General features: G+C 43.3%; 21 protein-coding genes. 18 read left to right on the top strand and 3 right to left on the bottom strand.

What is annotated here, in order from left to right; genetic code table 11:
- The first annotated feature begins 80 nt into the window (after window positions 1–80).
- From NtB2_RS00105 to pyrG, 12 genes are all read left to right on the top strand, one after another.
- On the top strand, window positions 81–716 hold the full coding sequence (locus NtB2_RS00105) for a hypothetical protein (RefSeq protein ID WP_125194921.1): 636 nt from the start codon (window positions 81–83) through the stop codon (window positions 714–716).
- Window positions 717–725: 9 nt separating this feature from the next.
- The gene (smpB, locus tag NtB2_RS00100) at window positions 726–1,193 is read left to right on the top strand and encodes an SsrA-binding protein SmpB (RefSeq protein ID WP_109244916.1); all 468 of its coding nucleotides are present in this window, start codon (window positions 726–728) and stop codon (window positions 1,191–1,193) included.
- Window positions 1,194–1,701: 508 nt separating this feature from the next.
- Window positions 1,702–2,973 carry a nickel-dependent lactate racemase gene (gene larA / locus NtB2_RS00095; protein ID WP_109244915.1) on the top strand — a complete coding sequence of 424 codons (1,272 nt, stop codon included), beginning with the start codon at window positions 1,702–1,704 and terminating at the stop codon, window positions 2,971–2,973.
- A gap of 40 nt (window positions 2,974–3,013) precedes the next feature.
- The gene (gene larD, locus NtB2_RS00090) at window positions 3,014–3,733 is read left to right on the top strand and encodes a D/L-lactic acid transporter LarD (protein ID WP_225867021.1); all 720 of its coding nucleotides are present in this window, start codon (window positions 3,014–3,016) and stop codon (window positions 3,731–3,733) included.
- The gene (locus NtB2_RS00085; protein WP_109244914.1) at window positions 3,733–4,302 is read left to right on the top strand and encodes a uridine kinase family protein; all 570 of its coding nucleotides are present in this window, start codon (window positions 3,733–3,735) and stop codon (window positions 4,300–4,302) included. Before larD ends, NtB2_RS00085 begins: the two co-directional genes overlap by 1 nt.
- Window positions 4,299–4,814 (top strand): ECF transporter S component, encoded by a 516-nt coding sequence (locus tag NtB2_RS00080; RefSeq protein WP_109244913.1) that lies wholly within the window; start codon window positions 4,299–4,301, stop codon window positions 4,812–4,814. The genes NtB2_RS00085 and NtB2_RS00080 overlap by 4 nt, the downstream gene beginning before the upstream one ends.
- Window positions 4,815–5,046: 232 nt before the next feature.
- A complete protein-coding gene (gene truA, locus NtB2_RS00075) occupies window positions 5,047–5,793 on the top strand; it encodes a tRNA pseudouridine(38-40) synthase TruA (RefSeq protein WP_109244912.1) in 747 nt (248 codons plus the stop codon).
- On the top strand, window positions 5,783–6,610 hold the full coding sequence (locus NtB2_RS00070) for a pyridoxamine kinase (RefSeq protein ID WP_109244911.1): 828 nt from the start codon (window positions 5,783–5,785) through the stop codon (window positions 6,608–6,610). The genes truA and NtB2_RS00070 overlap by 11 nt, the downstream gene beginning before the upstream one ends.
- Before the next feature lie 3 nt (window positions 6,611–6,613).
- A complete protein-coding gene (locus tag NtB2_RS00065) occupies window positions 6,614–7,105 on the top strand; it encodes an ECF transporter S component (RefSeq protein WP_109244910.1) in 492 nt (163 codons plus the stop codon).
- Window positions 7,086–7,628, top strand: a complete 543-nt coding sequence (locus tag NtB2_RS00060; RefSeq protein WP_109244909.1) for a TIGR01440 family protein — start codon at window positions 7,086–7,088, stop codon at window positions 7,626–7,628. Before NtB2_RS00065 ends, NtB2_RS00060 begins: the two co-directional genes overlap by 20 nt.
- Complete coding sequence (locus NtB2_RS00055; RefSeq protein WP_125194920.1) at window positions 7,625–8,413, top strand: hypothetical protein; 789 nt, start codon at window positions 7,625–7,627, stop codon at window positions 8,411–8,413. The genes NtB2_RS00060 and NtB2_RS00055 overlap by 4 nt, the downstream gene beginning before the upstream one ends.
- A 173-nt stretch (window positions 8,414–8,586) precedes the next feature.
- On the top strand, window positions 8,587–10,191 hold the full coding sequence (gene pyrG, locus NtB2_RS00050; protein WP_109244907.1) for a CTP synthase: 1,605 nt from the start codon (window positions 8,587–8,589) through the stop codon (window positions 10,189–10,191).
- A 52-nt stretch (window positions 10,192–10,243) separates the two neighbouring features.
- Here the strand turns inward: pyrG and hslO are convergent, their stop codons facing one another.
- Window positions 10,244–11,119: an Hsp33 family molecular chaperone HslO gene (gene hslO / locus NtB2_RS00045; protein ID WP_109244906.1), complete on the bottom strand. Its 876-nt coding sequence runs from the start codon at window positions 11,117–11,119 to the stop codon at window positions 10,244–10,246.
- Between the two features lie 144 nt (window positions 11,120–11,263).
- Here hslO and NtB2_RS00040 point away from each other — a divergent pair, with 144 nt between their 5' ends.
- Window positions 11,264–12,055 (top strand): sortase family protein, encoded by a 792-nt coding sequence (locus NtB2_RS00040; RefSeq protein WP_109244905.1) that lies wholly within the window; start codon window positions 11,264–11,266, stop codon window positions 12,053–12,055.
- 70 nt (window positions 12,056–12,125) lie between these two features.
- Entirely contained in the window at window positions 12,126–13,145 is a 1,020-nt protein-coding gene (locus tag NtB2_RS00035) for an LLM class flavin-dependent oxidoreductase (protein ID WP_109244904.1), read from the top strand.
- Between the two features lie 436 nt (window positions 13,146–13,581).
- Here NtB2_RS00035 and NtB2_RS00030 read toward each other — a convergent pair whose 3' ends face one another.
- A complete protein-coding gene (locus NtB2_RS00030; RefSeq protein ID WP_109245146.1) occupies window positions 13,582–13,947 on the bottom strand; it encodes a winged helix-turn-helix transcriptional regulator in 366 nt (121 codons plus the stop codon).
- Between the two features lie 134 nt (window positions 13,948–14,081).
- On the opposite strand from NtB2_RS00030, the gene NtB2_RS00025 reads away from it, so the two are divergent.
- The 4 genes from NtB2_RS00025 to NtB2_RS00010 are packed head-to-tail and all read left to right on the top strand — an operon-like array spanning window position 14,082 to window position 17,554.
- The gene (locus NtB2_RS00025) at window positions 14,082–14,951 is read left to right on the top strand and encodes a DapH/DapD/GlmU-related protein (RefSeq protein WP_109244903.1); all 870 of its coding nucleotides are present in this window, start codon (window positions 14,082–14,084) and stop codon (window positions 14,949–14,951) included.
- Window positions 14,952–16,199: a glycosyltransferase gene (locus tag NtB2_RS00020; protein WP_109244902.1), complete on the top strand. Its 1,248-nt coding sequence runs from the start codon at window positions 14,952–14,954 to the stop codon at window positions 16,197–16,199.
- Window positions 16,186–17,352: an MFS transporter gene (locus NtB2_RS00015; protein ID WP_225867020.1), complete on the top strand. Its 1,167-nt coding sequence runs from the start codon at window positions 16,186–16,188 to the stop codon at window positions 17,350–17,352. The genes NtB2_RS00020 and NtB2_RS00015 overlap by 14 nt, the downstream gene beginning before the upstream one ends.
- Window positions 17,345–17,554: a hypothetical protein gene (locus tag NtB2_RS00010; protein ID WP_109244901.1), complete on the top strand. Its 210-nt coding sequence runs from the start codon at window positions 17,345–17,347 to the stop codon at window positions 17,552–17,554. Before NtB2_RS00015 ends, NtB2_RS00010 begins: the two co-directional genes overlap by 8 nt.
- A 29-nt stretch (window positions 17,555–17,583) precedes the next feature.
- Here the strand turns inward: NtB2_RS00010 and NtB2_RS08820 are convergent, their stop codons facing one another.
- Entirely contained in the window at window positions 17,584–17,691 is a 108-nt protein-coding gene (locus tag NtB2_RS08820; RefSeq protein ID WP_439956790.1) for an IS3 family transposase, read from the bottom strand.
- Between the last annotated feature and the right edge of the window lies 1 nt (window position 17,692).

Raw genomic sequence — 17,692 nt, 5'->3', positions numbered from 1 at the left:
AAGTCGCACAGTGGATGCGGCTTTTTTTGAATCATGCTATAATATATGTAGAGAACTATTTAGAAATTGAGGGATAAGAAATGAAAAAAATCGCAATGCTTTCACTCGCCACTCTTACGATGTTCACACTTGCCGCTTGTGGAGGGGGCCATTCAGATAAATCAGCAGCTTCATCTTCATCAGCTAAAAAGAGTTCATCAAGCATGAGCAAGACTGCTGAGCAGAAGCCTGTTGCTTCAAGCTCAGAAACAGTATCAAGCTCGTCAACAGTAGCCTCATCATCAAGCTCATCTTCAGAAAAACAGGCAGAGCTAAGTTTTGACGCATTGGATGTAACAGCTCAAGCAAAACTCTATGCCGCATGGTTGCAAAATCCAGAAGGCCAGTTTGTCTTCTTTAATCAAGGAGGAGGAGCCTTTTATATCATCAATGAAGGGCCAAATGGTGCCCGCCTTTATACTAATGGCCAAAAGACTGGCGATAGTTATGCAGGCCTGTCACTTGTCAAACAAAGAAACACCGTCAAAGTCCTTGTTAATGGAGACAGCATCGAAATGTATGCTCCAGGTACTGGCTCAAGCTTTGATGGGGATTGGAATAACATCAACTGGACGCTTAAAGAAAAGTTGTCTAAGGCTGACTTGATGAGCAAGTTTTATACTGCGAGTCAGACGAATAATCAGGTGGTAGAAAATAATACCGGTGCCCCAAACTAAAGGATAAGCATGCAAAAAAATATAGAAGACAAGCCCCTGGCCCAAAACAAGAAGGCCAGGCATGACTATGAGGTCTTTGAGACCTTTGAGGCTGGCATTGTGCTGACGGGGACTGAAATCAAGTCAGTTCGCCAGGCTAGAATCCAGCTCAGAGATGGCTTTGCCCGGGTAAGAAATGGGGAAGTCTGGCTTTCTAATGTCCATATTGCTCCTTTTGAACAGGGCAATATCTTCAATGTCGATGAAATGCGGACTCGTAAGCTTTTACTAAAGCAACGTGAAATCCAAAAGATTGAGCGAGAGCTTACAGGAAGCGGTGTTACCTTCATTCCCCTCAAGGTTTATCTGAAAAATGGCTTTGCCAAGGTTCTCATGGGCCTTGCTAGAGGCAAGAAGGAGTATGACAAGCGGGAAAGCATCCGTCGTAAGGAGCAGAACCGGGATATTGCAAGGCAGTTGAAGCAGTTTAATCGATAAGAGGCAGGGGCTTGAGGCTCCTGCTTTTTTTGTGGAAGCTGGGGCTTTCCGAGTGAGTAGGGGATTCTCAAGTAAATCATCACAAATCAAGACCAGTCCTTTTAGGGCTGGTTTTGAATTTTAGAAAACTAGCGAGAAGAGGTTTATTTTACTTTATGATTGCTAAAAAAGGAGCACAAACAAATAATAAGAGCAAAAATAGAAAGTGTCCAGACAATGGTGAGCGTGAAACGAAAAGCTGACGATTAAGTGTGAGCTGAGAATTCCGGGAAGGCCGTGAGGAGGCCCGACTTTATAGGAAGTCAAAAGCTGTGTAGAGACGGCTCTGTCTCCTTCTCGTCAACAAATGTAGACTTTAATTCTAAACAAAAAAATTATACATTAAATGTACTTTGTGAAAAAATTCTAGAGGAGTATCATAATAAAGTACAAAAAATTAAATTTCATTGCTAAAAGAGTCAACATGGAATTTTAATTGTAAAGAGAATCTAGTATAAAGGAGAAGAAAATGGTAGAGATTAAACTACCTTATGACACAAAGACCATCACAGCCAACATTCCTGACAAGAACTTTGCCGGAGAGCTGGTCTCAAAAGCGGAAAGCTTTAATAATCCGCTCAGTCAAGAAGAGACTGTCGAAAAGTCTTTAGACAATCCTATCGGAAGTCCAAAGCTTGAGGAACTCGTTAAAGGAAAGAAGAAGATTACAATTATCTCTTCTGACCATACACGGCCTGTTCCTTCAAAAATTATCACACCGATTCTCCTACGCCGTATCCGTGAAGTAGAACCTGATGCAGACATTACGATTCTCGTAGCACTTGGCTTCCACAGAGAGTCAACACGTGAAGAATTAGTCGACAAGTATGGCGAAGAAATCGTTAATAACGAAAAGATTGTGATGTCAGTTTCTACAGATGATTCACAGTTTGTCAATATTGGTAAGCTTCCTTCTGGTGGTGACTGCATTATCAACAAGCATGCGGTTGAAGCAGACTTGCTTATTTCTGAAGGCTTTATCGAGTGTCATTTCTTTGCGGGATTTTCTGGAGGGCGTAAGGCAGTATTGCCTGGTGTTGCTTCATACAAGACCATCATGGCCAACCACTCAGGTGAATTCATCGCTGATGAACATTCTCGTGCTGGATCTATTAAGGGCAATCTCATTCATCAGGACATGGTCTATGCAGCCCGTACAGCTGGATTAGCCTTTATCTTGAATGTCGTTCTTGATGGAGATAAAAAAATCATTGCCTCATTTGCCGGAGATATGGAAGCAGCTCATGAAAAAGGTTGTGACTTTGTCAGAGATTTAGCCGTAGTTGATGCCATTCCTTCTGATATTGCCATTTCTACTAATGCAGGCTATCCGCTTGACCAGAACGTCTATCAGGCTGTCAAGGGGATGACTGCTGCTGAAGCTACGAATAAAGAAGGCCATGTCATTATCATGGTTGCTGGTACGCGTGATGGGCACGGTGGAGAAGGCTTCTACCGGAATCTTGCTGATGTTGAAGATCCAAAGGACTTCTATGAACAAGCAGCAAATACACCTCGCCTAGAGACCATTGCAGACCAGTGGACAGCACAAATTTTTGCTAGGATTCTGATGCATCACCATGTGCTCTATGTCTCAGAAGCTGATGACAAGCTGATTGAAGACTTCCACATGGAAAGCTTCCACGATTTTGATTCTGCCTACAAGCGTGCGATTGAAATCGAGGGTGAAGATGCAAAGGTTACTGTGATTCCTGACGGACTTGCGGTTACCGTACATTAACGAAAAACAAAAAATATATTATATAAGGAGCTATTATACTTTGCTTTTAACACACTTAATCAACGAATTCTTAGGTACGATGCTGATGATCCTCTTCGGTGTCGGTGTTCACTCTGACGAAGTTCTCGTCAACACTAAATACCGTCATTCTGGCCACCTCTTTGCTATCTCCACTTGGGCCTTTGGTATCTCCATTGTCCTCTGGATTTTCGGTGGTGTTTGTATCAACCCTGCCATGGCCTTGGCTCAATCTATTCTTGGACTCATTCCATGGTCTTCATTCGTTCCTTACGTGATTGCTGAAATGCTGGGTGCATTTGTTGGTGCGATCATCGTTTGGTTCATGCATGCCGATCACTTCAAGGCTTCTGAGCAAGAAGTTGACCCTATTGCTGTCCGTAATATCTTCTCAACCAACCCTAACATGCGTAACCTTCCTCGTAACTGGTTTGTCGAATGTTTCTTGACGATGATTTTCCTGACCTCTATTCTTGCAATTTCTAAGCATGGAGGAGATGCTTGGTTGCCACTCGGCGTTGGTCTCCTTGTCTGGGCAATCGGTATGGGGCTTGGTGGTACAACTGGTTTCGCCATGAACCAGGCTCGTGACCTCGGTCCTCGTCTCGCCTATCAAATCTTGCCTATTAAAAATAAAGCAAATAATGACTGGCAATATGGACTGCTGGTTCCTGGGACTGCACCATTTGTTGGAGCGATTCTTGCAGCACTCTTTGTTAAATATTACTTGCATCTTTTCTAATGAACGAAATTTTTCAAAAAATTGAAGCGCTTCTATCGGTAGCTTCAAAGCCCACTATTCTCACGATTGAAGGCGGTGCGGCTTCTGGGAAGACAAGTCTTGCTGACCTGCTGAAGTCAAAGTATGGGGCTGAAGTTATTCATATGGATGATTTCTTTCTCCGCCCTGAACAACGAACAGCTGAGAGATTGTCAGAAGTTGGCGGTAACATTGATTACGAACGTTTTAAGGAAGAGGTTGTTAATCATCTTGGAACAAGCTTTAGCTATCGTCCTTATGACTGTGTCTCAGAGCAACTGAGTGAGCCTCGAGGCCTGAGGCAGTCGAAGCTGATTATCGTTGAAGGGGTCTACAGTATGCATCCTTATTTTGGCAATTATTCTGACCTAAAAATCTTTCTTTCCTGCTCTTCGACTGAGCAGAAACGACGTTTGATGCAACGCAATGCAAGGCTTTATCCAAGGTTTGTAGATGAGTGGCTACCGATGGAAGCAAGCTATTTTGAAAAATTTAAGACAAAATCAATGTCTGATTTTATACTCGATGCATCAAAAAAGGAGTCTTTATGACTAATACAAAAAAAATAACCATAACAGCAATTTTTATTGCAATAGGGATTGTTTTGCCTATTGCCTTTCATGCACTGCCAGACGGTGGGCAGGCCTTTCTACCTATGCACATCCCCGTTTTGATGTGTGGACTAATTGTTAGTCCTCTCTATGGCTTTTTAGCGGGTGTTTTGACCCCGCTTCTATCAAGCCTTTTGACAGGAATGCCTCCTGTCCTCTTCCTGCCTGCAATGCTTTTTGAACTTGCGGCTTATGGACTGGTTGCGTCACTTTGCATGAAGTACTTGAACATTAAAAATGCTACGGTAAAACTTTATGTTTCATTGATTATTGCAATGATTGTTGGCCGTGTAGTTTCAGGGCTAGTTAATGCACTGTTTTTTGCAGTAGGACACTATTCTATGCAAATCTGGTTGACAGCTTCCTTTGTCACCGCCTTACCAGGGATTATCATCATTCTTATTTTAGTTCCACTGATTATTTTGGCATTAAAACGCTTCAAGGCTATTTAATTGCAAGATAATCACCAGATATAGAAGTCCCAAATCTTAGATTTGGGCTTTTACTTTCCTAAAATCACAGCCTCTATGAAAAAGTCAGGGGCATCAATTTTTTCTGGCTATAACAGTCCCATAGAGAAAGCCCTCAAGCAAAGCTTCTCCCTCTAAAACATTCCAAAAAATTAACTACAAAGAAAGAATCTGACATAAATTAAAGCCCTTCCAATGTGGTATAATTAAAGCCATGAGATACAAGGCAATCATCGCGTATGACGGCAAGGATTTTGCGGGCTTTCAGAGCCAGGAAAACCAGCGGACCGTCCAAGCTGAAATTGAAAAGGTGCTGACCCGGCTGAACTCGCATGAGCCGGTCATCCTCCAGGGTTCTGGTCGCACGGATAGTGGGGTTCATGCCCTGGCCCAGGTCATCCACTTTGACCTCAAGGGCGTGGCACGTGACCTGGAGCGACTCCGCTTTGCACTGGACACGCAGACGCCGGAGGACATCGCTGTCCATAGCGTCGAGCAGGTCGCTGACGACTGGCATGCTCGATTCGAGCCCCACGAGAAAATCTACGAGTACCTGCTGGAAAACGGTCGGGTACGGAGCCCTTTCAAACGTCATTATCAAGCCTTTTTCCGCTATCGGCTGGATGAAAAGCCGATGCAGGAGGCCATGGCCAGGCTCATTGGGACCCATGACTTTACAGGTTTTACGGCTTCGGGTTCATCGGTTGACGACAAGGTCCGGACCATTACGAGGGCTGAGCTCATCAAGACGGGAGAGGACAGCTACAAGTTCATTTTTCGGGGCAATGGCTTTCTCTACAAGCAGGTCAGAAACATGGTTGGCACGGTCTTAAAAATCGGGAATGGCCGGATGCCGGTTGAACAAATTGACAAGATTTTAGAAAGTAAAAACAGGGATTTAGCTGGCCCGACTGCAGCAGCAGAAGGGCTTTATTTAAGGGAGGTCATTTATGACAAATAAAAACGTACTCGCCGTCCACGACATTTCATGCGTCGGTCGCTGCTCACTCACTGTTGCTCTGCCTATCATGTCGGCCTATGGCGTGGAAACCCGCCTCTTGCCGACAGCCCTCTTGTCCACTCACACGGGCGGTTTCACAGGCTTTACCTATCTGGATTTGACGGATGAAATGAAAAACATCCTCAAGGCATGGGAACCGCTGGAGCTTGATTTTAATGCCATTTATTCAGGCTTTATGGCCTCGGCTGAGCAGATTGACCTGTTGCGTGAGATTGCCAGCATTTATAAGAAAGCAAATAATCTCGTCGTCATTGACCCTGTTATGGCAGATAATGGCGAGCTCTACTCTGTCTTTGACCAGGCCTTTGTTGAAAAGATGAAGGAGGTCATTGATTTTGCTGATGTCCTGATGCCCAATATCACAGAGGCCTGCTTCTTAACTGACACGCCTTATCCAGAAGGTCTGCAGACTGAAGAATTTGTCCAAGAGCTTATTGGCAAACTTCGCCGTCAAGGGGCCAAGCAAATCGTCCTGACTGGTGTCCAGTATGAAGCCGGCAAGATTGGTGTGGCGACCAGCGAAGGCGAGGGCGACCTCCAGACCTATTTTGCCAAGGAAATCCCCGGCCACTATCACGGGACGGGCGATATCTTTGGCTCAGTCCTGACGGCAGAGCTGGTCAATGGCAAAAGCCTTGAGGCCTCGGCTGAGTCTGCTGTGGACTTTGTACTGGCCAGCATCGAAGCAACACCAGAAGAAGCAGATAAGAAATACGGCGTCGACTTTGAGCAGGTCCTCGCCGCTAGAGGAAAATAAAAAATGAAATACACTACCCGGCAGATTGCCATCCTTGGCCTTTTAGCTGCTGTGACCTTTGTTGTCGGTCGCTTTGTACAGATCCCAATCCCTGCGGTCAATGGCTATGTGACCCTGCTTGATGCAGGGATTTTCACCGTAGCTCTTAGCTTTGGTAAGAAGGAGGGAGCCATTGTTGGTGGCCTGGCGGCCTTTCTGACTGACCTGACCAGTGGCTTTCCCCAGTGGATGTTTTTCTCGCTGGTCATCCATGGCCTCCAGGGTTATACGGGGGCACTGACCCGCTCACGCTGGCTTAACTGGCTGATTTCCGGCGTCATTATGGTGGGGGGTTATTTCCTGGCGAGCTGGGTCCTCTTTGGCTTTGCGGCGGCGATTAATCCGCTGACCAATATCCCCAATATGATTCAGACGACGGTCGGCTATCTCGTTGGTCTCATCCTTGCCAATATTTTAGAAAGAACAGGTCTCCTTCATGGACTTGCAAAAAATTAAAGACGATACAAAAATTATAATTGAAGACATCATCGACCGCTCTGGTATCAAAGCAGGCCAGCTCTTTGTTCTCGGTCTATCGAGCTCTGAGGTCAACGGCGGACTGATTGGCAAGGCTAGCTCAGCTGAAATCGGCGAGGCTGTCGTGGGCGTGATTTATGAGACCTTGAAAAAACGAGACATCTACTTGGCCGTCCAGGGCTGTGAACACATCAACCGGGCCCTCCTCCTTGAGCGGGAAGCAGCTAAAAAGTTTGCCTATGAAGAGGTTTCAGTCATCCCTCAACTTCATGCAGGAGGTGCGGGACAAGTTGCGGCCTACAAGCTCTTTAATGAGCCTGTAGAAGTCGAGCAGATTACTGCTGTCGCTGGCCTAGACATCGGCGACACGGCCATTGGCCAGCATGTCAAGCATGTCCAAATCCCGCTGCGACCTCTGATTCATGAGCTCGGCGGGGCTCATGTGACGGCTTTGAAGAGCCGGCCCAAGCTGATTGGTGGTGAGCGGGCGGTTTATAAGTGAAAGATTACAAAATGTCCAAAAATACAGAATTTGCTGAATCAGGGATTATTCAGAGTGAAGCAAAGACTTCTAAAGCTAAATATGTTGTTTTAGGAATTACAGCTGTTGGTCTTGTAGCGGTACTTTTGATCATTTTTCTAATACCTGGAGGTCGAAAAACAGCACTTCTAGCAGGTCATCCTCGTTATCAAGTCTCCAAAGGACCGGCCTTTAATTGGACCATTCGTGACTTTGAGGCACTAAAAATAGGAAATTCTGATACATCAGCTGGTGGCACAAGCTATGATGAGATTATCCGAAAATATGGCCAGCCTCAGCAGGTAACTCCAGTTGATTCAGGAAATAAAGACATCACGTATACTGTCCGAGATGAGAATAACTCACAAAATATAAGACAGGTTGAACTGACTTTTGCAAAGCAGACAGATGGTTCTTATCGTTTGAAGTTTGCCGAGGAGTATAATCTAGGCAATAAAAATACGGATATTGCTGGTCTTAAAAATCCTTTGACAGCAGGTGATTATAAACGTCTTAAAGTAGGTGATAGCAAGACGGGTGCAGGTGGTGTCACGCTAGATACAGTCTTTGAAAAATATGGTTATCCTGCCAGTATTGACTTGGGGATGCAATCTATAGATGGTCCCGATTTTCAATTTGTGGATAGCTTAGAGGCACAGTTTGTTTATGAAAATGCAGACTTCAAGGGGAAATATGTCTATTTAAATTTTCTCCAGCAGAAAGATGGGAAAAATCGTCTTTATCAAAAAAACATGGATTCTAATTAACGAAGCTATCAGCCCGATTTCCCGAAGTGGCATAGTAGTTCCATCCCCATTTGACAGAATTCAAAAATTTGATATAATAATGTTCGGGCACCGCTTTTGCGGTAACAGGAGCTCCCTATCGAGGGAGCTTATTTTTATTTTCCCAGAACATTGCAAAGAAAAAAGGAGAATTGATGGCAACTAAATACATTTTCGTCACTGGTGGTGGAACATCTTCAATGGGTAAAGGGATCGTCGCAGCGTCACTTGGACGTCTGCTCAAAAACCGCGGTCTTAAGATCACGGTCCAAAAATTTGACCCATACCTGAACATCGACCCAGGCACGATGAGTCCTTACCAGCACGGCGAAGTCTTTGTTACAGATGACGGGGCCGAAACCGACCTTGACCTCGGTCACTACGAGCGTTTCATCGATATCAACCTCAATAAGTTTTCTAATGTCACTTCTGGGAAGGTCTATTCAGAAATTCTTCGCAAGGAACGCCGTGGTGAGTATCTTGGGGCAACCGTTCAAATGGTTCCTCACGTGACCGACATGCTCAAGGAAAAAATCAAGCGGGCAGCAACGACGACAGATGCGGATGTTATCATTACTGAGGTCGGTGGGACGGTCGGCGACATGGAGTCATTGCCATTTATTGAAGCCCTTCGTCAGATGAAGTCTGAAGTGGGTTCAGAAAATGTCATGTATATCCACACTGTTCCAATCCTTCACTTGAAGGCAGCTGGAGAACTTAAGACTAAGATTGCACAAAATGCGACTAAGACTTTGCGTGAATACGGTATCCAGGCTAATATGCTGGTCTTGCGGACGGAAGTACCGATTACCCAGAACATCCGAAATAAAATTGCCAGCACCTGTGATGTGCCAGCAGAAGCTGTCATCGAATCGCTCGACGTCGATCACCTCTATCAAATCCCGCTCAATCTTCAGGCTCAAGGCATGGACCAGATTGTCTGCGACCATCTCAAGCTTGATGCCGCTCCAGCCGACATGACTGACTGGTCAGCCATGGTTGATCATGTCATGAACCTTAAGAAGAAGGTTAAGATTGCCCTGGTCGGTAAATATGTCGAACTGCCTGATGCCTATCTTTCAGTTGTTGAAGCCCTCAAGCACGCTGGTTATGCTTCGGACGCTGAGATTGATCTGGATTGGGTCAACTCAAACGACGTTACCGTTGAAAACGTTGCTGAGCGCCTTGGCGATGCAGCCGGAATCATCGTCCCTGGTGGCTTTGGGCAGCGCGGGACAGAAGGAAAAATCGCAGCCATCCAATACGCCCGTGAAAATGACGTCCCAATGCTGGGAATCTGTCTTGGCATGCAGCTGACCTGTGTCGAATTTGCCCGTAATGTCCTCGGCATGGACGGCGCCAACTCAGCAGAACTGAACCCTGAGACAGCCTACCCCGTCATCGACATCATGCGTGACCAGATTGATGTCGAAGACATGGGCGGCACCCTCCGCCTCGGTCTCTATCCAGCTAAGCTTAAGCCAGAATCACGGGCAGCGAAGGCTTATGGCAATGCAGAAGTGGTCCAAAAACGCCACCGTCACCGTTATGAATTTAACAATAAATACCGTGAAGACTTTGAAGCTGCAGGCTTCACTTTCTCAGGTGTTTCACCAGACAACCGCCTGGTTGAAATCGTTGAGTTGACAGATCACAAATTCTTTGTGGCCTGCCAGTACCACCCAGAACTCCAATCTCGTCCGAACCGTCCTGAAGAGCTCTATACAGACTTCATCAAGACTGCGGTTGAAAATGCTTAATTATGAAAAAAATAGCCGATTTGGCTATTTTTTGTTTTCTAAGGAAATGAACTTATTTTCCATCTAAAATGAGGTCGTTTAAGTCCTCTTCAGAGTAATGATACTTCCGATTACAGAACTGGCAGACCACCTCAGCCCCATGGTCTTCTTCGATCATGGCCGTAATTTCAGCGGCACCGATAGACTTGATGCCCTCAGCAAATCTTGCCTTTGAGCAATCGCAGTCAAAGCTGAGGCCAGACTCATCTAAAATTTTATAGGGAATTTCGCCGTAGATGCTGGCCAAGATACTCTCCAGAGGTTTTTCTTTCTCCAAAAGCTGAGAAATTGCAGGCATGGCCTTGATATTGGCCTCCATCTGACTGATTTCTGCATCGGTCGCACCAGGCAGGGCCTGGAGCATGAAGCCACCGGCAATCTTGACGCTGTCCTTGCCTTCATCGAGCAGGACACTCATCCCGACAGAGGCAGGCGTCTGCTCAGAGCTGAGGAAATACCAGGCCAGGTCTTCAGCAATCTCGCCGGTAATCAGGTCAACCTGGCCGGTATAAGGCTGTTTCAGGCCCATGTCCTTGATGACGACAAAGAAGCCATTGCCGACAAAAGGTGCCACCAAGACCTCTCCCGTAGAGGCTTTTTTGTAGTCTAAATCTGTGTTTTGCACGTAGCCCTTGACCTTACCGTCTGGTGTGGCTACAGCGATGATGGCTCCCATGGCCCCGTCGCCCAAGACTTTGACGGTAATCTTTGCGTCGCCCTTTTCATTGGCCGCCAAAATCTGGCCGGCAATCAGGGTTCGGCCCATGGCGACGGTCGAAGTCGGCATGCTGTCATGACGTTCTTGTGCTTTACGGACGGTCTCGGTGCTATCGAGGGCGAAGGCACGGAAGTGGCCGTTTTCTGAAATTGATTTAATGATTTTATCCATGTCCCTATTTTAACATATTTCATAAATTAGAGTTTTCTAATTTAATTCAAATCTTTATTTCATGTATATGGTTTCACAATATCGAAAACAGCGTCTATAATGGAATTAGGATAGATGATTCAGAAAATAAAGAAAGGAAGTCCTATGATCAACAAAAAAATCCTAGTTACACTGAGCACGCTCGCCGTCCTCTCCTCAGGCTTCCTCGCCTTTGCCTTTACGAGAAATGATCAGGTCGCTTCTCAACCAGAAGTCAAGACCGAGCAGCAATCCAGCCAAGCCCCGCCAAAATCAAGCTCGCAAAAGACCGAGGAATCTGCCCCAGCCCCCTCTGAGCCAGCAGTAGAAGCTCCTGCTCCCGAAGCTGTAGTAGAAGAGCCTGCACCAGAGCCTGTAGAAGAGGTCGCTCCGGCTCCAGAGCCAGAACCAGCCCCAGAGCCCGCCGCTGAAGCCGAAGCCATCGTAGAAGCTCCCAGTCCTGCCCCTACTCCTGCTCCAGAAGTCGCTCCAGCTCCCGCCCCAGCAGTCGTCAGCCAGACCATCAGCTTCCTAGGTGCTAGCTACCATTACGCCATGGGAGGCCGTGCTGGCGGTCAGGCAGCCATCGACAGCAATCCTGGCCAGGCCTCAACCTGGGGGGGAGAAGCTAGCGGTAACGTTGCTGACGGCCTCTCAACCCACTTTATCGGCCACGAGTACGGTGCCTTTGCACCGGTGCTGAGTCTTTCGGCGGGCCAGGTTATCACGGTGGTCGATAGCAACGGACAATCCCGTAACTATACCGTGAACGGGACAGTGGATGTAGACGACCACGCCATTGGTGTCAATGATAAGGTCGACTACTGGGACCAAATCACTGGTGCTGGTGGCGGAGAACGCATTGTCCTCCAGACCTGCATTACGAACACTATCAACCGGATTGTCTTTGCAAGCTGATTTTTTGACTTCAATAGAAAGATGGGTTAAAATAAGTTTACAAACGTAAACAAACATAAAGGAGTCTTTCATGAAAAAAATTGGATTCTTGAGTTTTGGATTTTGGCATGACGGTCCTGGGCCGGTTTCATCGGCAACAGAGGCCTACCAGCAGTCGCTGGAGCTGGCTGTCGGAGCTGAGCAAATCGGCCTCGATGGGGCCTGGTTCCGGGTCCATCACTTTGCCCAGCAGATTGCAAGTCCTTATCCCCTGCTCTCGGCGATTGGGGCAAGGACCAAGACATTGGAAATCGGGACCGGCCTGGTCGATCTCCGCTATGAAAATCCAGCGATGATGGCTGAAAATGCCTCTGTTGCTGACATCATGGCTGGTGGTCGAATACAGCTCGGTATCGGCCGTGGTTCACCTGAACAAGTGATTGATGGTTGGCAACACTTTGGCTATGATTATACTGAGAAGGAGATGGAAAACATCGCGCGTGAGCGTGGCTTAGAGTTTCTTGATCTTCTCCGTGGTAAGCCTTTTGCTGAGCCTAATCCTCGTCCAATGTTTCCACAAAAGCCAGGTCTCTTGAGACTAGAACCTTATGTTCCTAAGTTCCGCCAGCGAATCTGGTGGGGTGCTGGCTCTCAGAAGACGGCGCTTTGGGCGGCTGAGCACGGTATGAACTTGATGAGCTCGACTCTGGTTGACCATGAAAGTGAAGACCCTTTCCATGTTCAGCAGGCTAAGCAGCTCCGTCTATATAAGCAGGCTTGGGCCGAGGCTGGTCATGACTTTGAGCCAAGAACCTTGGTGACGCGCTCAATCATTCCAATCCGAAATGACAAGGATCTCTACCATTTCGGCGGCCGCCGCAATGGTGAGGATTCTGTCGGCTACTTTGAAAACTACAGCAATCCAACCATCTTTGGTCGTGACTATGTAGGCGATGTGGAGACACTCGTCAAAGAGCTGAAGGAAGACACGGCAATCCAAGAAGCAGATACGCTTCTTCTTGCCATTCCTAACAGTCTTGGTGTAGACTATAATCTCCACCTTCTCGAAGGAGTAGTGAAAGAGATTGCACCTGAGTTGGGCTGGAAGTAAAGACGAACATTATTAAATAAAAAAGATAAATTTCTGGTTGAGCATTTTGCTGACCAGTTTTTTTTGATATAATATCAGCAAATAAGGCATGAATAGCTCAACTGTGGGCTAGAAAACAATAAAATCAAAAAACAAACAAAAAGTTCACAAAAAAATTCACGAAATGAACCAACCCTTAAAAGTTGGACTTTTAGAACGTATAGAACAAGAATTGAGATGGGGATATCTCAATTCTATTTTTGAGGAAATAAATGATAATGTCTTTGTCAACTTTGTGGTGGTAAATCGATAAAATGAGTTGAAAAACATGGGAAAGTCGTCAGATTTGACGGCTTTTTTATTTACGCTTTGACAAGATTTGTTGGAGCAAAATCTGTTTTCTGAGATAATCAGTCGTCCAAATCCAAAATCAATCCATTTGATGAGTTTGGGCAAGTTATTCTGATTCTGTCAACTCTTCGTTTGCTAGTAAATATTTGCTTCCCCATTCATTCATTTCTGAAATAACTGGAAGTAGACTGTTTCCAATATCAGTAAGAGAATATTCAATATTAAAAGTTGTCAGCTCAGAAGTTTTATTTTTATACACTATACCAGCCTCAATTAACTCTTTCAATTGCAATGCAAGCATTCTTCTCGTACAATCAGGAATACGTCGACTGAGCTCATTAAAATGCAAATTTTCTTGCATTAATCTGCAAATGATTATTGATTTCCAACGCCCAGACAAAATTTTTATCGTTGTGTCAAGTGGGCAAACTTCAAAGTGAGTCGTGGCACTCGAAATATATTCGTTTTTCATGATACAAATATTATACCATGTATCTAAAAATATAGAGAGGATAAAAGCAGTATAAACCTTGTTACTGGTATGCTTTACTTCACTTGATAAGAAAAAATTATCCATTTACAATTAAGGTAAAAAGAGGTGGAAATATGACTTTTAACACATCAACATTAAATTTCGTCGAAAGTGGAGTAGAAATATCAGAAACAGCAATAGCTGACAATGGGGTTTGGATTAGATATGGTTCAGTTATAACGAATTCTATCATACTTGAAAATGTATTTATAGGGTTTAAATGCCAAATTCAAAATGCTCAGATTAATCAATCAGTAGAAATTGCTACTGGAGTAAAAATTCTAGGAACTAGGGATCATCCTGTACGTATCAATAAATTTTCTTGGGTGGGTGCAAAAGCAACGATTCAGCAAGGCATTAAGATTGGAGAAGGTTGCATTATAGGTGCTGGAAGTTTTGTAAGAGATAATGTTGCAGACTATACAATAGTCATTGGAAATCCAGCAAAAATTTTGAAAGTAAGAAATTCAATTATAGATAAATTCCCAGTATTTCAAGAGTTTCTTTCAAAAGTCAAAGCAGATTATTCAAACCATCGTCCTGATTATACAAAAAAGTATCTGAATTTGACAACTCAAAAATTTGATGATAGTCAAATAGGAAACGATACCATACTCCAAGGCAAAAGATCCTCAGCTTTCCCGAATGCAGGAATAAAGCTTGGCGACATGTCATATATTGGGAATAATTGTGTTTTTGAGAGTTCGGGAGGAATTAATATTGGAAACAATTCTTTAATCGCAGACAAGGTAACTTTGGTTTCAATTAGTCATGATTATAAAAAACTATCACTTCCTACAATTGTTGACAGTATTCATATTGGAAATAATGTAAAAGTCGGTAAAAATTCTTTAATTCTTTTAGGAGCGAGGATTCGGGATGGAACTATTATTCCAGAGGACTCCATTGTATTAAAAGATAAGATAATAGAAAGTGTGTTATAAATGAAAAATAATATTGCATTAGTCCCGACAGGGACAGGGACAGGGCATAGTATGCGAATGTTTGCTGTGGCACAAGCGATATATGCTAAAAATCCAAATATCAATATTTACGTATATTTAGAATCAGTGCAAGATACCTTCCAACAATTATTTGAGGGCATTGGAGCTACAGTAATAAATCTTAAACCGAATAAAGTGGATGATTACTCTAAGCATTCAGCGTTAGGAGGGAAACTTACATGGGAGTCAACAATTCCTAATTTTCTCGGGAAGTCATTTTTCAATAGTAATAAAGTACTGCTTTTGCTCAAGGAATTTGAAAACAATAAAATCAATCTTGTTGTTTCAGATTTAGATGCTAGTGGAATATTTGCAGCTAAAATACGAAAAATTCCATCAGTATTTGTAACAGAGAGATTTAATATGCCATTCGCTTCTATGACTGAAGATCAATTTGTAGAAGCAGGTTTTGAGTTTGAATCAAAGGAATTGGAGTCAATAAAATATATAAATAATATTATTTATAATTGGGCTATTACGGAAGCAGATGAAATCTTAACAGACTGTCCTTACGTTGAAGGCATAGATAATTCACCCGTCTTTTCTAATTTTTTATCAACTGGAAAAGCAAAATTTATTGGTCCGATGATTCGCCCAACAAATGAAATCATGGATATGACCTCCTTTTTAGAAAAAGAAGGAATAAAAAAATCTGATTTTCTCATCGTTGCAGCAATAGGTGGCACGTCTATGTTTGTAGAAAATAAATATGCAATGCAAGACGCATATGTTGAACTCTTTAAAGAATTGCATAAATGCAATTCAGCAATAAAAATGGTTTTGTTGGCACGAGAAAAATTCGAAGTTCCAGAAGGAATGGTTTGCCTTGATTATTTACCTGATTGGTATGGCTTATTGACGCGAAGTAATTTAATGTTATCACATCCTGGATGGATTAGTGTAACAGAATTATGCGCCTTAAAAGTGCCCGCAATATTCGTTTTGAGTTCAAAAAAAGAATATCATGAATGGGAAGAGTTAGAAAAATTAAAAGCATTGGGATTCAAAACCAACATTGGTCTCAACATTGCTGAGTTAAAGAAAGAGATTGCACCATTTATTGACAATGAAAACTATAAAAAAGAAGCATTAAAAGTATATTCGAAAATCGCTCCATGGGTAAATGGTGCCGAACGTGCTGCGGAAAATATAATTGAAAAACTAAGAGGTGCCGATGATGACATTTAAAAAAACAATCATTATAGCTGGATTATTCATCGCTGTCTTTACTTCAGGAGCTGATTCCTTCATCATCTCTCCACTACTTCCTGAAATTGCACGTGAGTTTGGGAGCTCAATCAGTCAAACGGCTTTAGGAGTAACAATTTATGCGCTTTGCTATGCTTTTGGTGCTCCTATATTTGGACCTTTAGGAGATCGGTATAATCGCCGAAAATTACTCCTCTCTGGTCTTAGTATATTCTTAATAGGGACTTTGCTATGTGCTTTTGCAAATTCATTGGTTGCTTTTTATATTTTCCGTGCGGTTGCTGGAATTGGTGCAGCATTATTTCTTCCCAACGTTTGGGCTTTTATTGGAGGATACTTTGAAGGAAAACAATTAAATAAAGTGATGGGTATTGTTATGTCGGCGCTTTCTTTATCCATTGCTGTTGGAGTTCCTTTAGGAACATTTCTTTCTCAGCTTAGTGACTGGCATATGGCTTTCTTTGCTTCAGCAGGAATTGCTGTTTTAGCTTTCATCATTCTGCTAACTATTTTACCCAGCACAAAACCCTCTGGAGCTACGAACAAAGGATATGTTGCAAATTTCATAACAGTTGCTAAAACTAAAAATGCAATCCCAGCCTTGCTTATTACTCTATTTTGGATGTTTGGTTTTTATAGCATATATACCTTTCTTGGCTCTTTTGTAAATGAAAAGTTTCATTTAAATTTAGTAGCCATAGGTTATATTTTTGTAACTTATGGTCTTTCAAATTTCGTAGCTAGTTTTTTTGGCGGAAATTTGATGAATAAAATTGGGCATAAAACAAGCGTAATCGTAAACGGAATAATATCTATATTATTCATAATTTTAATGGGTTTTTCCGAAAATAGCTTAACGCTTCTCATTATTTGTTTGATTGTCTTAGCAGTTGCTCAAGGATTTGGAGTCACTGCTTTGACAACATACATCGTTGGTATTGTTCCTGATAATAGGTCAACTGTTATGGCGTTTAACAGTTCTGCTTTATACTTGGGGCTGACTTTTGGATCAGCAATTGGTGGATTAATTTTTCAATCTATTGGCTTTAACGGTTTAGCTGTGGGATCAGCAATAGGATTAATCATAGCTGTGCTTATTACTATAAAACTAAAGGAGACAAAAAATGCATAGTAGCAAAGAAATTATTGAAACAACAGAAAAAATTCTGAAAGATAATTTTTGGGATAATGAGTTTGGAGGAGTATATGCTGCAAATGATAACTACAATACTCCTGTTACTTTAGAAAAAAAGATACTGGATCAGGCCTATACACTCCTTTATTCATTCAGTTACAAAAATGAAATTCTGTATGACATTAAGTCAAGAAACTAGACACCAAAATAGGTAAATTACCTTTCTGCCTATGCGGCTAATTTTTGTTGTTTATGTTCAAATTCATTGGGCGTTAAATAATTGAGCCCTTGATGAATCCGATTTTGATTATAGAAGCTCTCAATATACCAAAACACC

The organism is Lactococcus termiticola (assembly GCF_003116835.1).
In the GTDB taxonomy this organism is placed as follows: Bacteria; Bacillota; Bacilli; order Lactobacillales; family Streptococcaceae; genus Lactococcus; species Lactococcus termiticola.
The sequence above is the reverse complement of the archived record's forward strand: the minus strand, read 5'-3'. Positions and strand labels throughout refer to the sequence as shown.

Excerpts from the sequence above, each read along its gene's own strand:
- NtB2_RS00105 (WP_125194921.1), top strand. The coding sequence starts at position 81 with ATGAAAAAAATCGCAATGCTTTCACTCGCCACTCTTACGATGTTCACA.
- smpB (WP_109244916.1), top strand. The coding sequence starts at position 726 with ATGCAAAAAAATATAGAAGACAAGCCCCTGGCCCAAAACAAGAAGGCC.
- larA (WP_109244915.1), top strand. The coding sequence starts at position 1,702 with ATGGTAGAGATTAAACTACCTTATGACACAAAGACCATCACAGCCAAC.
- NtB2_RS00085 (WP_109244914.1), top strand. The coding sequence starts at position 3,733 with ATGAACGAAATTTTTCAAAAAATTGAAGCGCTTCTATCGGTAGCTTCA.
- NtB2_RS00080 (WP_109244913.1), top strand. The coding sequence starts at position 4,299 with ATGACTAATACAAAAAAAATAACCATAACAGCAATTTTTATTGCAATA.
- truA (WP_109244912.1), top strand. The coding sequence starts at position 5,047 with ATGAGATACAAGGCAATCATCGCGTATGACGGCAAGGATTTTGCGGGC.
- NtB2_RS00070 (WP_109244911.1), top strand. The coding sequence starts at position 5,783 with ATGACAAATAAAAACGTACTCGCCGTCCACGACATTTCATGCGTCGGT.
- NtB2_RS00065 (WP_109244910.1), top strand. The coding sequence starts at position 6,614 with ATGAAATACACTACCCGGCAGATTGCCATCCTTGGCCTTTTAGCTGCT.
- NtB2_RS00060 (WP_109244909.1), top strand. The coding sequence starts at position 7,086 with ATGGACTTGCAAAAAATTAAAGACGATACAAAAATTATAATTGAAGAC.
- pyrG (WP_109244907.1), top strand. The coding sequence starts at position 8,587 with ATGGCAACTAAATACATTTTCGTCACTGGTGGTGGAACATCTTCAATG.
- hslO (WP_109244906.1), bottom strand. The coding sequence starts at position 11,119 with ATGGATAAAATCATTAAATCAATTTCAGAAAACGGCCACTTCCGTGCC.
- NtB2_RS00040 (WP_109244905.1), top strand. The coding sequence starts at position 11,264 with ATGATCAACAAAAAAATCCTAGTTACACTGAGCACGCTCGCCGTCCTC.
- NtB2_RS00035 (WP_109244904.1), top strand. The coding sequence starts at position 12,126 with ATGAAAAAAATTGGATTCTTGAGTTTTGGATTTTGGCATGACGGTCCT.
- NtB2_RS00030 (WP_109245146.1), bottom strand. The coding sequence starts at position 13,947 with ATGAAAAACGAATATATTTCGAGTGCCACGACTCACTTTGAAGTTTGC.
- NtB2_RS00025 (WP_109244903.1), top strand. The coding sequence starts at position 14,082 with ATGACTTTTAACACATCAACATTAAATTTCGTCGAAAGTGGAGTAGAA.
- NtB2_RS00020 (WP_109244902.1), top strand. The coding sequence starts at position 14,952 with ATGAAAAATAATATTGCATTAGTCCCGACAGGGACAGGGACAGGGCAT.
- NtB2_RS00015 (WP_225867020.1), top strand. The coding sequence starts at position 16,186 with ATGATGACATTTAAAAAAACAATCATTATAGCTGGATTATTCATCGCT.
- NtB2_RS00010 (WP_109244901.1), top strand. The coding sequence starts at position 17,345 with ATGCATAGTAGCAAAGAAATTATTGAAACAACAGAAAAAATTCTGAAA.